The organism is Corynebacterium tuberculostearicum (genome assembly GCF_030229345.1).
GTDB lineage: Bacteria > Actinomycetota > Actinomycetes > Mycobacteriales > Mycobacteriaceae > Corynebacterium > Corynebacterium tuberculostearicum_G.
Map to the genome: position 1 here is coordinate 72,622 of NZ_JASPGP010000008.1, position 17,416 is coordinate 90,037.

General features: G+C 58.5%; 16 protein-coding genes. 10 read left to right on the forward strand and 6 right to left on the reverse strand.

The features are described 5' to 3' along the window. Window positions 1-503: 503 nt before the first annotated feature. The 6 genes from QP884_RS07005 (at window position 504) to QP884_RS07030 (ending at window position 5,072) form a co-directional block, all read left to right on the forward strand. Complete coding sequence (locus QP884_RS07005) at window positions 504-1,112, forward strand: abortive infection family protein (protein ID WP_284821483.1); 609 nt, start codon at window positions 504-506, stop codon at window positions 1,110-1,112. A 120-nt stretch (window positions 1,113-1,232) separates the two neighbouring features. Next, on the forward strand, window positions 1,233-2,243 hold the full coding sequence (locus QP884_RS07010) for a serine hydrolase domain-containing protein (protein ID WP_239230716.1): 1,011 nt from the start codon (window positions 1,233-1,235) through the stop codon (window positions 2,241-2,243). Between the two features lie 212 nt (window positions 2,244-2,455). Further along, window positions 2,456-2,788, forward strand: coding sequence for a hypothetical protein (locus QP884_RS07015; protein WP_284821484.1), 333 nt, complete (start codon window positions 2,456-2,458; stop codon window positions 2,786-2,788). Between the two features lie 143 nt (window positions 2,789-2,931). Then, a complete protein-coding gene (locus QP884_RS07020) occupies window positions 2,932-3,198 on the forward strand; it encodes a hypothetical protein (protein WP_284821485.1) in 267 nt (88 codons plus the stop codon). 44 nt (window positions 3,199-3,242) lie between these two features. After that, window positions 3,243-3,800 carry a hypothetical protein gene (locus tag QP884_RS07025; RefSeq protein WP_284821486.1) on the forward strand — a complete coding sequence of 186 codons (558 nt, stop codon included), beginning with the start codon at window positions 3,243-3,245 and terminating at the stop codon, window positions 3,798-3,800. Window positions 3,801-4,928: 1,128 nt separating this feature from the next. Beyond that, window positions 4,929-5,072, forward strand: coding sequence for a hypothetical protein (locus QP884_RS07030; RefSeq protein WP_284821487.1), 144 nt, complete (start codon window positions 4,929-4,931; stop codon window positions 5,070-5,072). 143 nt (window positions 5,073-5,215) lie between these two features. Here the strand turns inward: QP884_RS07030 and QP884_RS07035 are convergent, their stop codons facing one another. From QP884_RS07035 to QP884_RS07045, 3 genes are read right to left on the reverse strand one after another with little or no spacing between them, the layout of a single operon-like run. Then, complete coding sequence (locus QP884_RS07035) at window positions 5,216-5,995, reverse strand: ABC transporter permease subunit (RefSeq protein WP_284821488.1); 780 nt, start codon at window positions 5,993-5,995, stop codon at window positions 5,216-5,218. Window positions 5,996-6,001: 6 nt separating this feature from the next. Continuing rightward, window positions 6,002-7,003: an ABC transporter ATP-binding protein gene (locus QP884_RS07040; protein WP_284821489.1), complete on the reverse strand. Its 1,002-nt coding sequence runs from the start codon at window positions 7,001-7,003 to the stop codon at window positions 6,002-6,004. A 29-nt stretch (window positions 7,004-7,032) separates the two neighbouring features. Further along, a complete protein-coding gene (locus tag QP884_RS07045; RefSeq protein ID WP_284821490.1) occupies window positions 7,033-7,527 on the reverse strand; it encodes an NUDIX hydrolase in 495 nt (164 codons plus the stop codon). A gap of 70 nt (window positions 7,528-7,597) precedes the next feature. On the opposite strand from QP884_RS07045, the gene QP884_RS07050 reads away from it, so the two are divergent. The 3 genes from QP884_RS07050 to QP884_RS07060 are packed head-to-tail and all read left to right on the forward strand — an operon-like array spanning window position 7,598 to window position 12,626. Beyond that, window positions 7,598-9,043: a hypothetical protein gene (locus QP884_RS07050; RefSeq protein WP_284821491.1), complete on the forward strand. Its 1,446-nt coding sequence runs from the start codon at window positions 7,598-7,600 to the stop codon at window positions 9,041-9,043. Continuing rightward, a complete protein-coding gene (locus QP884_RS07055) occupies window positions 9,043-10,056 on the forward strand; it encodes a glutamate ABC transporter substrate-binding protein (protein WP_284821492.1) in 1,014 nt (337 codons plus the stop codon). The genes QP884_RS07050 and QP884_RS07055 overlap by 1 nt, the downstream gene beginning before the upstream one ends. Next, entirely contained in the window at window positions 10,053-12,626 is a 2,574-nt protein-coding gene (locus QP884_RS07060) for a serine/threonine protein kinase (RefSeq protein ID WP_284821493.1), read from the forward strand. The genes QP884_RS07055 and QP884_RS07060 overlap by 4 nt, the downstream gene beginning before the upstream one ends. A gap of 29 nt (window positions 12,627-12,655) precedes the next feature. Here QP884_RS07060 and QP884_RS07065 read toward each other — a convergent pair whose 3' ends face one another. From QP884_RS07065 to pta, 3 genes are all read right to left on the reverse strand, one after another. Then, on the reverse strand, window positions 12,656-13,102 hold the full coding sequence (locus QP884_RS07065; RefSeq protein ID WP_284821494.1) for a helix-turn-helix domain-containing protein: 447 nt from the start codon (window positions 13,100-13,102) through the stop codon (window positions 12,656-12,658). A 136-nt stretch (window positions 13,103-13,238) separates the two neighbouring features. Further along, complete coding sequence (locus QP884_RS07070; RefSeq protein WP_005329836.1) at window positions 13,239-14,462, reverse strand: acetate kinase; 1,224 nt, start codon at window positions 14,460-14,462, stop codon at window positions 13,239-13,241. Further along, a complete protein-coding gene (gene pta / locus QP884_RS07075) occupies window positions 14,463-15,824 on the reverse strand; it encodes a phosphate acetyltransferase (protein WP_284821495.1) in 1,362 nt (453 codons plus the stop codon). A 228-nt stretch (window positions 15,825-16,052) separates the two neighbouring features. On the opposite strand from pta, the gene QP884_RS07080 reads away from it, so the two are divergent. Further along, complete coding sequence (locus QP884_RS07080; RefSeq protein ID WP_284821496.1) at window positions 16,053-17,414, forward strand: FAD-dependent oxidoreductase; 1,362 nt, start codon at window positions 16,053-16,055, stop codon at window positions 17,412-17,414. Window positions 17,415-17,416: the final 2 nt, after the last annotated feature.

A 17,416-nucleotide genomic window follows, 5' to 3' on the forward strand; every position in this document is an offset into this window, starting at 1 on the left:
GTATGATTTTTGTTTAAAAAAATCATACCACCAAGGAATTGAATAAACAATGCATTTTATCAATATGTGATCAACATCATATGTAAGCACCCCTGGTTTGCCCTTCTGTTTGTCCCATCGGAATAAGCCATCGCAAGGCTAGTGGTCAAAAAAATAATGTCGAATGTATCCAAGATTAATGTTTGTAAAATGCAACCAGATAAACTCTTACTAGGAAGCAAAGCATCGAGGAAAATGATGTCAGAGGGAAAGTGGATCTAGTAAACCCAAATATTCGAGGCGCTGTTCTGAGTCTCTCGCCGTATGTGTCCCCAGTCGATATGTATATGAGCTGGGCCCGTCATGGATTCTTTCACCCTGAGTACAGGAATCCATCTGATATTAAAAGCAATCCAGGACTTTACGATTCAATGGGCATATTCTCTAGCCTGTCTCAGCGGGTTGACTGGAGCGATCAGGAACAGGCGTCTAGGGGGCTGCGATCCCTATCTCAGATAATTCGAATGGCTAGCGTTGATAGCTTTTCCGATGAGTATGAATTCAATCTGACAATTGCTGATATTCGCACTGCCTGCCAAGAAGACGGGTTTGAGTTCATAGAAGATCCCTACACAATAACCCACGGCGATGCCATTCCTCTGGATGAGCTGAAGCTTGATGGGCTATCAACAACGGAAGGAATTTATCGTAAAATAAAGCAACTCAACAGGGCGCTGGTCCGGGACAGAGATAACCTCGAGGTAATCGGATTCTCTAAAGATTTGATGGAGGCAACTGCCGATGCCGTGCTGCAGGAACTAGGACACCCGGAAGAATTAGTGCGGAAGATGCAAGCTGCCGAACGATGCAGTAATGCAATGTCCGAGGTAGGAATCGTTGTTGACAACGGTGCGGGAAAAATTTCCCAAGGACTCACAGGAATCCGCAAAGCCATGAACAAAATCGTTGAGGGCACTTCAGAAATGCGACGAGAGGACACAGATGAAGGACACGGCATGGCCGGGCTGCGTGCTGCCAGCGACAGTCAGGCTAATTTAGCACTATCGTCTGCACTTCTTTGGTGCCACTACCTGCTTGATCGGTTCAACGAGAAAAGAGCTGCCCCATTCTAGTGGTAAGAATGTAAACGTTACTTGAAAGCTCCTGGTTGTAGCCGGGGGCTTTTCTTTGCATTTTTACCCTCATACGAGAGTGGGCGGTTGCGAGATTCGGCGCTGGTATGCTGACCAGGTATGAAGAGGCCCGCCCGTCTTACAAACGTGTCAGCGTCAAATGGTGACACTTCTCTCGCCGCTTTATTGTTGGAAGCCTTGCCGCTAAACCGCCCCGTGTATGCAGCTTGTCTCGCGGCAGTCGGTCCGCAAGGTGCTCGCATCGCTACCATTGGATGTGATCTGAACGATACGTTCCACATAGGTTCAATCAGCAAAGCTCTCAACGGCCTGATTTACACCGAGATGGTCCATGCCGGGCTCATATCACCGCATAACCGGCTTGCTGACTACCTCCCACTGGCAGGAACAGCCGCCGGTGAAGCAACTTTGGAGTCCTGTCTGACTCATACCTCGGGTCTGCCGGCCACAGGTGGGGCAACTCGTGCAGCAGCCAGGGCTTTAGTCGCTGTACTGATAGGTGGTGACCCGCAACCGGAGAGCGTCGAGGCATTGATAAATCAGCTTCGAAAATCGCGTGTTAGTAATCCTGGCCGTTTCAGCTATTCCAACCTCGCAGCCTCGGCGTTAGGGCATGCTTTGGCAGCCGCCAACGGCACAGACTATTTCAACCTTGTGCGCAACAGGCTGGCGATACCGCTGGGATGTCCACGCCTACGAGCTCAGCAACCGGGACAGCGTAACCTTCCGTATGACGTTAAAGCTTTTACAGTGTGGGGCACCGAACAGCGGCCTTGGACTGGACAAGGCTACGGACCTGCTGGAGCGATCCGGGGAAGTGCCCGGGACTTTGCCACGATCTTGTCAGCCCTTCTCTCCAATGAGGATCCTTACTCTGATGCATTCCGTGTTCGCTTCACCGATGACACTGAATCTATCGCGGCAGGATGGTTTGTTGAAGACGAGCGTGATCGGCATCTGGTGTGGCATAACGGTTACGCCTCAGGCTTCGGCGCGCATATGGTGCTGGACCGAGAAAACCGCCAAGGGGCGTTTATCTCGGTGGTGAGCCCCTGGCCAGACCCGGAAATCGAGCCGATTGCGATGAGAGCATTGAACGCAGCAATGTAAGATGCCCCTGCAGGAATCGACGCAGCCACCCCTTCTTAAGCATCGGTTTTCCCAAGACAATCTCGCCGGAATGCGGGCATCATCAGATCAGTGATAACGCAGGCAGGGGCAGCATCATGGAAGGTCGACACGGGATCAGCCCTCTGAGAGCAGGTCTGGTGGATATACAATTGACATCGACGCAGCCACACGCTTAAAGAACTCTAAGGTCCATGTTCAATAAAGACATATTCGATATCATCAAAGATGAAATATCCGAGATGCAAGACTGGATTCCATTCTCGTCAGCACTGGGCGCATGCGGCATTCATGCCAGCCGTGCTACTAACGATCAGGTAGAGCAAGTTGCTGAAACTGTTAAATCCGATCCTCGTTTGTTGACAGCCTTCTATGTAATGTGTGAGTCAATGGACTTTGAGAAAGATTCCATACAGTTCAATGAGAAAATAGCTGAAATTCTCGCGACAGATGATGCCAATGCTCGTATGGATATAATGACCAAAATCTTTATAGATGTAGACGATCCATCTGTTGAGGTTGCATAGCAGTATTGGCTGTCCATTAATCAAATTCCTGACATCGAGCAGGTTATTGAGTCCACCGTCACCCATTTTGGGGAATGGTGGCCTCTTTTATTGTCCTGCATTCATTACCCAAGGTGTCACCTATCTCCAGGGATGCTAATTAAATGCCAACACTTGAACAGTCTGCAAGCCAATCGGCAGACAATACCAACCTGTGCTTTGCTTTTATAATCGCGCACGCCAAGACGAGAGATATAACGGAGACTAAAGACGCTGTCGAACGCGCAATGCAGCATCTGGCCCAACTTGCTAAAGCTATCCCGAATACTTCCCCACTCTCTGCTGAGATCGGGAGACTGCGCGCAATCACCAATATCACGCGCCGAAAGCTTGCGCGCCAGCAAATGCCGGAAAACATGGAGGTACCGTAATGTTTCTGGTATCACTTTCTGTCATTAAGGGTAAAAAGGGTGACATGAATATTCTTATTGAACTAATAAAGCGCTTAATAGAGCGCAAGGATCGGAAAGAAGACTGGGTGGATCTGGTTCCCCGGCTCTCCTTTTCTCATAGAGGGGAAATGGTTGAGGATATTGGAGAAAAGGAGTCCGTTTCTCTAACTATCGTCTTGGAGAACCACGGACGATCGCTAGCTCGCGTTTCCTCGATAGAACTAATCATTCGGGCTATGGCAGAAGGGGCAACGAAAAAAGACACACAATGGAAAGAGCTGCCTGTAGAAATCCTTTCCCTAAAGGGAGATGAACTTAAAGAAGGAGTCCTTGAGATAAAGGGAAAAGAGCCAGACTCGATAGAACTGAGTGATCGAGACCTTCGACAGTTGGTAAATGACCAATATGGCCGCTCTCCGCGAAAGTTGAATTTTTTCAAAAACTCAGCGAAGGAACTGGGGATCGAGATTGCTGTCAAATCAAATATGGATAGCAAGAAGAGGCAGAAAGTGTCCCCATTTTCTGGAAGCGAATTATCCTCTACAGCCCGAATGTTGGACTTAGCGCTGAAGGAAAGATAACCGCCTGCAAACAAAAGGCCTTGGAAGTGTCCCTTTAGTTAGATTGACAGTATGACACGCATTATCGACTTCATTAAGCGGCCGAATGTAATAGGAAACCTAGGGCTTGTATTTTTTCAAACTTCCCTTTTCGCCTTCCTTAGTACATCGTCATATGACCTAGGTGACGGTGAGGGGAAAGCTCAGGTGGTGCTTGTTGCGACATTATTTTTGGGAGGCGCTGGTTACGTACGTGGGCTTCTCCTAATGAGGGCGCGAAATAAAAATAAGCGGGACTTTTGTCCACTTATGGGGCTAGTAGTAGCGGCGTTCGCTTTGCCCACTTTATCCGTAAGTTCCTTAAGCGGATGGTGGGAGTTTTCCCTTTCGATTACGTTTCAAGCCATGTCGCTTCTTTGTGGGTGGTGGGCGTCGGCGCGGCTACGCAACCCTCGCAATGGCGAAGGCGAAAGCGCCTAATGCCACACTGCTATGTGGGAGGTGAATCTTGTTCTAGGGGTACCGTAGCCTTGGGTCCATGAGTCGAAGTGAAAACAGCCCCCAACAGGGGAAAGAAGGTAGGACGGTTCTGGACACAGAAGAACAGTCTTCGCGAACAAGTGGTTGGTGGGCCCTTGCTTTCATAATTCTGTGCACCATCACCACCATTTTCGATAGGCGAAAGCCGCACCCCTCCACGACCCCAACGGGACTTCAGGACAAACAAGCAAAAAGGGGGCAGGGTGAACCAAGCGCTTCTGACAATGGACAAGTTCGGGGTAAATGGAATCCGCAGACCTGGGGAAATTTCTCGCTAGTGCTAATTCAAGGGGCGCTATTCTCTCTGTTTCAAATAGTTGCTACTAATGAGCGCTTGGAGGGCAAGGAATGGGTTATATGGCTTTGTCTCCTAATAGCGCTAGTGGGGTTTGTTATTTTTTTCTTGGCTACGACGATCAGCCCAGCTGGGGGCGTTATAACGGGCGTATGTCTACTAGGCCTAACCGTTTCCGGAATCGTTTCGAGCCTCCAAGGGGCAGCGACTGGATGGATTATTTTCTTCCAGATTTCTACCTTATTGCTTGCGTGGTGGGCCTCGGAAAGCCTCAAAGGGCCAAATCAAAGGTGGATTGAATAAGAAGGGTTGGAATGACTGACATTGTTCATGAAGCCCAGGACACGCACCTGCGCGCTGTTTATCAAAGCCCACGGGGCGGTGGAGACTACGAGTACGCGCTAGACGCCGCCACGCTCGCCCGACTCGTGCGCGCAGCACAGAGGGCACTTTCTTAACAACGTCCCGCAGATAACCCAGACAAATTTCTAGGCTTAGCCACCAGCCTCAAAGGAAAGCTGTTGCGGAGACGAGAAACCGCCCCGGTAGGCAGCCCATGAACTGCCCGCCGGGGCGGTAAAGAGCTTAAGCGGTGAGCTGCCTAAGCGTCGCGCTTTTGCAACAAGAGGACACCGAGAACCCAGAGGATTACGGCCCAGGCAATAAATACCAGGCAGAATCCCCAGGATTCCTTCCACGGAGCATCCACCGGATCTATCTCCCAAAGCCAAGACTGGAAAGACTTGAACGGCATGAAGTTAACCAGCTTGCTGCCAACCTTGGGGATGCTGGCCACAAGATTATCCACGCCGAGGAAGAGGATGAGGCCGATAGCTACGGCACCAGCCGTCGAACGCAGCAGCAACCCTAAGCCTTGCGAGAAAAGGACGAGCAGCGCGGCAGCCAGCGGGTACTTCCACAGCTGCTTTTGGCCCATCTCATCGTCCCAAGGGTGGAATTGCGCGGCTACCTCATCGTGGGCAAAAAGCTCGGTAAGTAGGTAGGCGCCCGCCACAGCGATAAAGGTCAGCGCGGCCGCGATAACGGCGTACATGAGCAGCTTAACCAAGGCCACCGACCAGCGGCGCGGGGTAGCCATAAACGTGATGGTCTGCGTGCCATAGCGGTACTCGGTGGTGACGATCATGATGGCTTGGATCATGAGCACGGGCAGGCCGAGGCCGAAAAGAACAGACACCGCGCCATCCGGGGTGATAACATCCATGCCCAACGCTGCATCCTCGGGGTTTTCTGCCGGTTGGGTAAGGCGAGCATTCAAGATAGCCCAGCCCCACACAAAGAAGAGGAATATGAAGGTGGTCCACCAGAAGGAGCGGGTGGTGTGCAGCTTGGTCCATTCGGACTTCAAGGTATTCAGCATGGCGAATTAAACCTCCTGCTGGGTGGGTCGAGCGAACGGAGTGGCGGCGCCAGCGGCGCCAGCGGTGCCAGCGATGCCCGGGTTGGGGGCGCCGGTGGAGCCGTGGTACTGGACGGCGTCGCCAGTAAGCTCCATAAAAGCGTCCTCCAAGGAGGCGCGCTTGAGGCTGAGTTCATTAAGCGGCACCCCAGTGGAGTAGGCCAGCTGGCCCACGAAGTCCGTGGTCTGGTTGGAAATCACCAGGCGGGGGCGGCCTTCCTCGTCGGTGGACTCGGTAAAGGCGATTCCCTCGGCGCGCAGCGCGGAGCTAAAGGCATCGAGATGGTCGGAGCGCACCAGCACGGAGGACTGCGAGTGGTCCTTCACAAAGTCATAGGTGGGCTGGTCCGCCACCAGGCGGCCCTTACCAATGACCACCAGGTGATCGGCGGTCTGAGACATCTCCGAGAGCAGGTGGGAAGAAATCAAAATGGTGCGGCCCTCATCGGCTAGGGCGCGCACGAGCTGGCGGACCCAGCGAATGCCCTCCGGGTCGAGGCCGTTGACCGGCTCGTCCAAGATGAGGATGCCCGGGTCACCGAGCAGCGCGCCGGCTAGGCCTAGGCGCTGGCCCATGCCGAGGGAGAAGCCGCCGACCTTCTTACCGGCGACGTCGGAAAGCCCTACCAGCCCCAAGACCTCATCAACGCGGGAAGTAGAAATGCCGTTGGACTGCGCAATCCATTTCAGGTGGTTGGCGGCGCTGCGGTTGCGGTGCACCGCCTTGGCATCGAGCAAGGCGCCGACCTCACGCAGGGGCTGCTTCAACTCGTGGTAGTGCTTGCCGTTGATGCGCGCCCTGCCGGCCGTCGGCGTGTCCAAGCCCAGGATCATGCGCATGGTGGTGGATTTGCCCGCGCCATTGGGGCCCAGGAACCCGGTGACCATGCCGGGTTTTACCTGAAAGGTGAGATCGTCAACGGCGCGGACAGACTTATATTGTTTAGTCAGTCCTTCTACTTCGATCATGGCACTAGCGTGCCATAAATCCGGCAACTTTACCTGTTCAATGCCTCCACGCTCTCCCGCAGGGTGGGAAAGGCGTGGCGGAAGGCGGCCAGAAGGGGGAGGCTTTCTACCTCTTCAAAAGGCACCCAGCGCAGCTCATAGGACTCTTCATTAGCTGTAGTAGGAAGGGGTGCGCCGGTGCGCGTGCGTGCTAGGACGGTGGTGTAGGTCCACTCCCCCGGCAGATCCCCCGCCGCGGGATAGGGCCCGGCCGTTACTCGCGCGTCGAGCACCTCCACGTCCCGGGGTGCAATCGCGCATTCTTCATGGGTTTCACGCAGCGCGGCCTGGGTGGGCGTCTCCGTAAAATCGCGGGCGCCACCCGGGATCCCCCAGGTATCGCCGTGATTGGTCCACGCGGCGCGGTGCTGGAGAAGCACCTTGCGCCCGGCGACGAGGAAGAGGCCGGCGGCACCAAATTTTCCCCAGACGCGAATGCCGCCGGGGCCTGCCGCCCAGCCGTCTCCACTGTGAGGGTTATGCATGCTGCCTATCCTAGCCACACACGCGGGTATATGGTGGCGCCCAGCACACTGCGGGCGCTATTCTGAGTGAATGACCGAGCAGGCAGTCCGGGCAGAAAGCGTGCATGACGAGCACGCTCACCCGAGCGATCACTGGCTCGATGAGGTCACCGCACCCACCGGCCCGGCCTTCAACGGGCTCAGTAGCCGCGCCATGGAATGGTTCGCGGGCCCGGCGCGCCTGCTCCGCCGCTTCTACTACTTCGCCTCCACCACCCCAGGCAAGCTTTTTACGGTCACCCTCATTCTCACCGTTGCCCTAGGCGCCGCCGGCTTATCGATGTCCCAGTCTTCCGCCGCCCGCCACTCCGACCTAGACGAGCTACTGAGCACCACCGAGCCGATGTCGAACGCAGCGCACCACCTTTATAGTTCGCTCTCGGTGGCCGATACCGTGGCCACCACGGGCTTCGTGCAGGCCGGCGTGGAATCGGAGCGCAACCGCGATAGCTATAACGAGGCCATCGATGCCGCTTCCGTAGCGGCCACCGAATCCGTGCTGGGCACCACCCAAGAGGATGGTCGCGTGCGCGAGCTGGTGACCTTTATCCAACGGGAGCTGCCCGTTTATACCGCAATGGTGGAAAAGGCCCGCGCCAATCACCGGGCGGGCAATGCGGTGGCCAATTCCTATATGTCCAATGCCTCGGCGCTCATGCGCGAGCGTATTCTGCCGGCTGCCTCCGAGCTATTCCAGCTGACCACCGCCAAGGTGAATCAGCAACAACAAAAGCTCACCTCACCGCAGTGGGTGCCGCTCTCCGGCCTCTTGGCGGCGCTCTTCTTCCTCGCCGTGGCCCAATGGTGGCTGTGGCGCCAGACCCGCCGGCGTTTTAACCGCGGCTTCTTAACGGCCAGCGTGCTGCTTTTCTTGGCTATCTCCTGGGTAGCGCTATCCAACCTGGCTACATGGTCCACCGGCCACCAGGGCTTTGAGACGGCCTCGCGCCCGTGGGATTCGCTCACGGCCTCGCGGATTGAGGCGCAGCAGGCGCGCACCTCTGAGACCCTGGCGCTGGTGCTGCGCTCCTCCGAGGAGGATTCGATGGTGCGCTTTTCCAGCTCCATCAACTCCATCGAAGGGGCCCTGGAGGATTATGAGGAAGCGCTCAATGATGAGGACGTGGAGGTCACCGACCCAGAACTCATCCACAGCGCCCGCGCGGCCGCCGAGCAGTGGCGAGGCACCCACGACAAACTCATGGGTGCGCTCAAGGACGGCGACTATGACGAGGCCATCTACCAGGCCACGGCCACCGAGCCCAAGAACGGAGAGATGACCGCGGCGCGTTCCTATGACGAGCTCGACGCGGAGCTTTCGGATCTCATCGGCCAGGCGCGCATCGCCATGCGCAGCTACTTGGAGCGCGGCCTGACCGCCATGACTGCGGTGTCCTCGGCCGTGTTCCTGCTGACCTTGTGCGCCATTATTGCCGTGTGGCTGGGCATCCGTCCCCGACTGCAGGAGTACCTCTAATGCGCCGCTCACGCCTCGTCCTCGCCGCGCTCACCTGCGCCTGCGCCACGCTGCCGCTCGCCTCCTGCGATGTTCGCTCCACCCCGCCGCTGGAGGCGCCCGCCAAGCACGCCCTCGATTCAAAACCGGGCCCGCCACTGCCGGAAGGAGCGAAGGTTGAAAAGGCCGGCTCCACCGCCGCGCAGCGCGCCTCTGATGAGGAAATCAAGGGCAGCTACCGCCCGGATGATAAGAAGGCGAAGGAGCGGGTGCCGGACATCGTCAAGCGCGGCCGTCTCATCGTCGGCGTGGACCGTTCCAATAACTTGATGAGCTACCGCGATGCCGCCTCCGGCGACGTGCGCGGCTTCGAGGTGGATATCGCCCGCGAGATTGCCCGCGATATCTTTGGCGATCCCAATAAGGTGGACTTCCGCTTCGTGGAATCCTCCGACCGCGTCGATGCCCTCAATTCCGGCGCGGTGGACATGATTGTGCGCACCATGACCATTAGCCCGGAACGCGAGCGCGACGTGGCCTTTTCCATTCCCTATATGAGCACCCAAACCCGCATGCTGGTGCTTACCAATTCCGGCATTAAGTCCGTCAAGGACGCCGCCGGCAAGACCCTATGCGGTGTGGGCGCGTCCACCGCGCTGGAAACCATCCGCGAGCACGCCCCCAAGTCCGATATCTTGGTCACCCGTTCCTGGGGCGATTGCCTAATGGCCCTGCAGCTTAACCAGGCCGATGGCATCGTCGTCGATGATGCCCTGCTCTCCGGCATGGCCGCCCAAGACTCCTATACCTCCATCGTGGGCGAACCGCTCGAGACCGAAAACTACGGCGTGGCCGTGCGCCGCCCCAGCAAGCAGCATGACACCCGCCCGCTGCTGCGCCAAATAAATTCCACGCTCGAACGCATCCGCCGCGACGGCACTTGGTCCACAATCTTTGAGGAGTGGCTCGGCGCCTACCTGGAAGAGCCCACCCTGCCGGCCGGTACGTACATCGAGGAGGACGCTAAGCCATGAGCCATAACCCGAATTTCAGCGATGACGAGCTCGAATACATCGAGCCGGAGAACCTCGATACCCAGCGCGCCTTCCGCCAGCCCACCAATGCCGCCAATTCCGCGCAGGAGCCGGATGCGCTAGACGATGCCCCCGTGGACGACGGCCCCGCCACCGCCGCCGTTGCTTTCGACCCCTTTGCAGACGAGGACGAGGAGGGCACTGCGGCCGTGGCCTTTGACCCCTTCGCCGATGAGGATGAGCCCGGTGATGACGCTGGGACCTCCGCGGTTGCCTTCGATCCCTTCGCGGACGAAGACGAGGACGCCGATGGTTCCATCGACCCAGACCACATTTCCACCCTGTTAGCAGACCTAGACAATATCCGCGCCCAGCGCGAACAACAGCGCGCCCAAAAGGCCCAGGAGGACTCCTCGCAACGCTCGCGCCGCCGCGCGCTCGATACCTTCCGCGAGCGCCGCGGCACCCACCGCTCCGAGCGCCGCGTGGCCGATGGCATGGTGCGCCTGCCGTTTATCACCCCGGCCGAGCCGACCGATGCCCTCATTGACCCCACCGAGGAATCCTCCGGCAAGAAGATTCCGCCACCACAGCTACAGCCCGGTGACATGGTGGCCGGCCAGTACGAAATCCTGGGCGTTATCGCCCACGGCGGCATGGGCTGGATTTACCTGGCCAATGATCACTTTGTCTCCGGAAGAGTGGTGGTCCTCAAAGGTATGCAGGCCCAAAAATCGGCCGATGAAACCGCCGCTGCGGTGGCAGAACGCGAATTTCTCGCCGACATTACCCACCCTGGCATCGTCAAGATTTTCAACTTCATCGATGACGCCCGAGTGCCCGGCGGCTTTATTGTCATGGAGTATGTCGGCGGGCCGTCGCTAAGAAGCAGGCGCAAAAAGCAACCGGATAAGCTCCTGCCGGTTGATATCGCCATCGCCTATATCCTAGAAGTCCTGCCGGCCCTGGAGTACCTGCATTCGCGCGGGGTGGTCTACAACGACTTAAAGCCGGATAACATCATCGTCACCGAGGACCAGGTCAAGCTCATTGACCTGGGCGCGGTCTCCGGCATTGGCGCGTTTGGCTATATCTACGGCACCAAGGGCTACCAAGCCCCGGAAGTGGCCACCGAGGGCCCTTCCATCGCCAGCGATATTTACACCATCGGCCGCACCCTGGCTTCGCTCTGCCTCAAGCTGCCTACCGAGGACGGCGTCTACCTGCCGGGCATTCCCACCCCGACCGAGGAGCCGGAGCTGCGCCGCTTCTTGTCGCTCTACCGCCTGTTGCAGCGCGCCACCGACCCGGATCCGGAGCGCCGCTTTACCTCCATCAAGGAGCTGCGCACCCAGCTCTACGGCGTGCTGCGCGAGGTCATTGCCATCCGCGACGGCCTGCAGTACCCCTCCCAGCATTCGCTTTTCTCGCCGCAACGTACCACCTTTGGCACCAAGCACCTGGTTTTCCGCACGGACCAGCTTATCGACGGCATCGATCGCACCGTCCAAATCACCGCCCCCGAGGTCGTCTCCGCCCTACCTACCCCGCTGCTGGACCGCGATGACGTAGGCGCCGGCCTGCTGCAGGGTGCATCCTATGCGGAGCCACAGGAAGCCCTGGAGACCCTCCGCCAGGCCATGCAGACCCCCGAGTACGAGCACTCGGCCGAAATTCCCTTGGGCGTGGTGCGTTCCATGATCGACCTGGGCTATACCGGCCAAGCCCGCCAGTGGCTAAGCTCCATCGAGGACCGCCTCGGCCGCGACTGGCGCTTCCAGTGGTACGCCGGCATCACCGAGCTGCTTCACGACGACTACCGCGACGCCCAGAAATACTTCTCCACCGTCCTCGATCTCCTGCCGGGCGAGGCGGCGCCCAAGCTTGCCATCGCCGCCATCAACGAGCTCATCCTGCAGCAGCTGGACTATAGCGATACCGCGCTTATTGACCCCACCGTGGCCCGCGCCTGCTCCAATATGCATTCCACGCTGGCCGATCTCCCCAACTCCGCCTTTGAGGGCCAGCCGGAAATCTGGAACCACGTCACCCAGGATCCGGCCGCGCTGCGCTTTAACTCCATGCGCCTTTACGGCATTGTGTGGTCCACCAACCCCACCACCGTTTCCTCTTCCTTTGGCCTCGCCCGCCAGCTGCGCTCCGAGGGCCAGGTGGAGGTAGCCGTCGTGGTCCTCGACAAGGTCCCCAATGCCTCGCGCCACTACCGCATGGCCCGCTTGACGACGATCCTCCAGCTCATCGTCCACGACCTCTCCGAGTCCCGCATCCGCCGCGCCGCCCGCCGCCTCGAAGAGGTCCCCACCAACGAACCGCGCTTTCTCCAGATCAAGATCGCCGTCATCTCCGCCGGCCTGAATTTCCTGCGCAATGCTGATCTCTCGCGCGCCGCCTCCCCCAACGACCTCTTCGAATACGCCTTTACCCAACGTGGCCTGCGCACCGGTCTCTCCGAGACACTCCGCGCCCTCGCGCGCCAAGCACCGTTTAGCCGCCACCGCTACGCGCTCGTTGACCTAGCCAACCAGGTCCGCCCCGTCACTACCTTCTAATCGCTACACAGGCTCGTACAGCCGCCCCACTAATAGAGCTCCAGGTCCTCCGATAAGGCTGTGAATTCAGCTACGGCACGGCGCTGACTGGCATCTCTTTCATTCTTGTATTTCTGCAGATTCGCAAGACTCACGCGGCGATGGGAACCTACTTTGTAGCCGGGAAGGCTCCCTTCATCAATAAGCTTTACAACGTGTGGCCGCGAAACATTGAGAAAGTCTGCTGCCTGTTGCGTGGTGAATTCGGAGTCCTCGGGCACTACGCGGACCGATTTCCCAGCCGCTTCGATGGCGAGAACTTTCTGCAGGGTTTCGGCGATCTCTCGCGGAATTGCGATTATTTGCTCGGTTCCTTGCACGAATATATCCACTGGTGCCGGTGAATCTTTTGCCTCCAACACAGAATTGAGCCTTAATAAAGCTTCTTCCGCTGGGCTGGTATCCCGAGTTGTCCCGCCATTTTGTAAGTCCTTCATACCCTCACCCTACAGAATAAACGAAATAAACGAAACGCTTGCTGTACTAGGTTCAGAGATAAAAAGAGACGCGCGATCCCTTATGGATCGCACGCCTCTCGTTCACATTCCAGCTTCTAACTGGCCGTGAGAGTCTTTACTTGTAGAGGCCAGCCTCACGCGCCATTGCGGCGATTTCGGCGGACTTCTGAGCGATAGCCAGCTCCTCGTTGGTCGGTACGACAAAGACCTTGACCGGGGAATCCTCGGTGGAGATCATGCGCGGCTGGTCAGAACGGACCAGGTTGCGCTCCTTATCAAAGTGGATGCCGTACATATCCAGGTTGTACAGGGAGTCCTGACGAACCTCGGTATCGTTCTCGCCCACACCGGCGGTAAAGGTGATGGCGTCCACGCGGCCCAAGGCAATCATGTAGGAACCGATGAAGCGGCGCAGCTGGTGGATGTAGATGTTATAAGCCAGCCAAGCGTCCTGGTCCTCGTTGTCGATGCGCTCGCGCAGCGTACGGAAGTCGTTAACGCCAGAGATGCCCTTGACACCGGACTGCTTGTTGAGCAGGTTATCAATCTCATCCACGCTCATGCCCGCCTGGCGGACGAGGTGGAAGATGATGCCCGGGTCAATGTCACCGGAACGGGTACCCATAGCCAGACCAGCCAGCGGGGTCAGGCCCATCGAGGTATCGATGGCGCGGCCATTGCGGATGGCTGCAGCGGACGCACCGTTGCCCAGGTGGAGGGTGATTTGGTGGGTGTGCATCGGGTCGCGGCCCAAAAGGGCCGGCACCTGCTGGGAGACGAACTCGTGAGAGGTGCCGTGGAAGCCGTAGCGGCGGATATCGTACTTGGATGCCACCTCATTGTTGATGGCATAAAGCGCAGCTGCCGGCGGCAGGGTGTTGAAGAACGCGGTATCGAAGACGGCAACGTGCGGAATATCCGGCAGCATCTTGCGGGCCACGCGGATGCCGTCCAGGTTGGCCGGGTTGTGCAGCGGAGCCAGCGGGATGAGGTCTTCAATCATGGACTCAATCTGGTCCACGATGAGCTGTGGCTCGGAGAAGAGGCGGCCGCCGTGAACAACACGGTGACCAACGGCGATGACATCCACGTCGGTTGGGCCAACGTTGTGCTCGCTCATGATGGCAAAAGCGCGCTCAAGGCCGAAGGAGTGAGTAGGGATTTCCAGCTCTTCCTTGTACTTCTCGCCACCGGTCTTGACGGTGACGGCGCCGAGGGGCTCGCCAACCTGCTCGACCAGGCCAGAAACCAGCGGGGTATCCGTGGCGCTGGACTCGGGATCGACCAGCTGGAATTTAACGGAGGAAGAACCTGAGTTAAGGACCAGAACGTATGACATTTATTTCTCTCCAGCCTGAATAGCGGTGATTGCAACGGTGTTGATGATGTCCGGAACGGTCGCGCCACGCGACAGATCGTTAACCGGCTTGTTCAGGCCCTGCAGGATCGGGCCCACGGCGAGCGCGCCGCCGGTACGCTGTGCCGTCTTGTAGCCAATATTGCCGGCCTCCAAGTCCGGGAAGACGAAGACGTTTGCCTGACCGGCCACCTCGGAATTCGGCATCTTCTTAGCCGCTACTCCCGGGTCGCAGGCGGCGTCGAACTGCAGCGGGCCATCCACCTTGACGGAGGAATCCAGCTTCTTGGCTGCTTCAACGGCGGCCACTGCACGGTCGACGTCCGGGCCGGAGCCGGAGGTGCCGGAGGAGTAGGACAGCATGGCCACGCGTGGGTCGATGCCGAACTGGGAGGCGGTCTGTGCGGAAACGATAGCGATCTCGCCCAGCTGCTCGGCAGTAGGGTTCGGGTTGACGGCGCAGTCACCGAAGGCCCACAGGCGGCCGCGCATAACCATCAGGAAGATGGAGGAGACAACGGAAGCGTTCGGCTTGGTCTTGATGATCTGGAAGGAAGGCTTGATGGTGTGGGCGGTGGTGTGAGCAGCACCGGAGACCATGCCATCGGCCAAGCCCTTGTGCACCATCATGGTGGCGAAGTAGGAGATGTCCTTCATCGTCTCGCGAGCCTGCTCGAGGGTAACGCCCTTCTTCTTGCGCAGCTCGGCAAAGTCGGCCGCGAATTCCTCTGCCAGTGGGGACTCGAGGTGGTTGATGATCTCGGCACCAGCCAGGTCGAGCTTGAGCTCTTCGGCGCGGGCCTTGATATCGTCCTCGTTGCCCAGGATGGTCAGCTTGGCAACCTTATCGCGCAGTACCACGTGGGCGGCCTCGAGGATGCGGTCATCGTCGCCCTCTGGCAGAACGATGTGCGAACCGGCGGCGCGGGCCTGGTCAATGAGCTGCTTCTGGAAGAGGTCTGCAGACATGACCGGGGAGACGTCGCCAAGCGCAGCAAGTGCGCCCGGAACCGCTTCCAGATCGGTGAAGATGCCAGCGACGGTAGCCCCCAGGGATTCCGCATTGTGCTGGGCAAGCTCGCCGGTGCGCTGCGGAGCGCCGGAAATGATGGCCAGCGGCAGGCCAAGGGCGGCGGCTACCTCAGCATCGAAGGCGATATCGCCGGTGCCCTGCGCCACGATGTTCTCAGCGGCGGGAGCCTCAGCCAGTACGGCGGCGACGGTGGCATCGAAGTCTTCGAGGCGGATGAGCTCCGCGCCTAGGTCTTTAGCCAAGGCGGGCACATCGAGGCCATCGAAGCCACGGCCGATAGCGCTAATAACTGCGGAATGCGATGCAGACATGCAATTTACCTTTCATTCACGGTCACTTGAACACAATTAACGCGCTTCATAACTTCATGTCAGTCATCACAGTTATCAGCGCGCGGTGACTACTCCACTGTACGCGATTTACCCCCTCCTATGCCCCATCGTGACCTCCCTAAACTGGGGTTAGTAATGCTGTGGTTTTTATCGCATAGTGACCGCGTAGAATATGCAGCACAACGAAAGAAAGGACACCCTAAGCACATGACTACCCCAGTGCGCGTCGCCGTGGTCGGCTCCGGCCCGGCAGGCATTTACGCCTCTGACCTTCTAGTGAAATCCGACCTCGATGTGCAGATCGATCTTTTTGAAAAGATGCCGACGCCGTTCGGTTTGATCCGCTACGGCGTGGCACCGGATCACCCGCGTATTAAGGGCATCGTGCAGTCCCTGCACAACGTTATGGAAAAGGAAGAGATCCGCTTCCTGGGCAATATCGAGGTGGGCAAGGACATCACCGTCGAGGAGATGCGCGAGTATTATGACGCCATCATCTTCGCCACCGGCGCCACCGCCGATAAGCGCATGGGCATCCCGGGCGAGGATCTCAAGGGCAACCATGGCGCCGGCGAATTCGTGGGCTTTTATGATGGCAACCCCAACTTCGAGCGCGATTGGGATCTCTCCGCAGAGTCCGTCGCCGTGGTTGGTGTGGGCAATGTCTCCCTCGACGTCTCCCGCATCCTGGCTAAGACCGCGGACGAGCTGCTCGTGACGGAGATCCCGGATAACGTTTATGAGGCACTGAAGAAGAACCGCGCCAAGGAGGTCCACGTCTTCGGCCGCCGCGGCCCGGCGCAGGCTAAGTACACGCCGAAGGAGCTCAAGGAGCTGGACGAGTCCCCGACCATCGAGGTCATCGTCAACCCCGAGGACATCGAGTATGACGCCGCCTCCGAAGAGGCCCGCCGCGCGGCCAAGTCCACCGACCTGGTGTGCCAGACCCTCGAGTCCTACGCCATGCGCGAGCCAGGCGATGCCCCGCACAAGCTCTACATCCACTTCTTTGAGTCCCCGGTGGAGGTATTGGGCGAGGACGGCCACGTCACCGCCATCAAGACCGAGCGCACCGAGCTCAATGGCGATGGCTCCGTCCACGGCACCGGCAAGTTCACCGAGTGGCCGGTGCAGGCCGTCTACCGCGCGGTGGGCTACCACCCGCAGTCCGTCGACGGCGTACCTTTCGACGAGACCCAGGCCACCATGCCTAACGACGGCGGCCACGTGCTGGCCAATGTCGACGGCGAAAAGCTCCCCGGCCTCTACACCACCGGCTGGATTAAGCGCGGCCCGGTGGGCCTGATTGGCAATACCAAGTCCGATGCCAAGGACACCACCACCATGCTCATCGCCGATTACAAGGCCGGCGACTTGGAGCCGGCCACCAAGCGCGATCCGCAGGATATCCTGGACTTCCTGGCTTCCCGCGATATCGCCGTGACCACCTGGGAAGGCTGGCACCGCCTGGATGCCGCTGAGCGTGCCGCCGGCGAGGCCCACGGCCGCGAGCGCATCAAGATCGTCGAGTGGGACGAGATGGTCAAGCACGCCGGCCCGCAGGCCTAGTC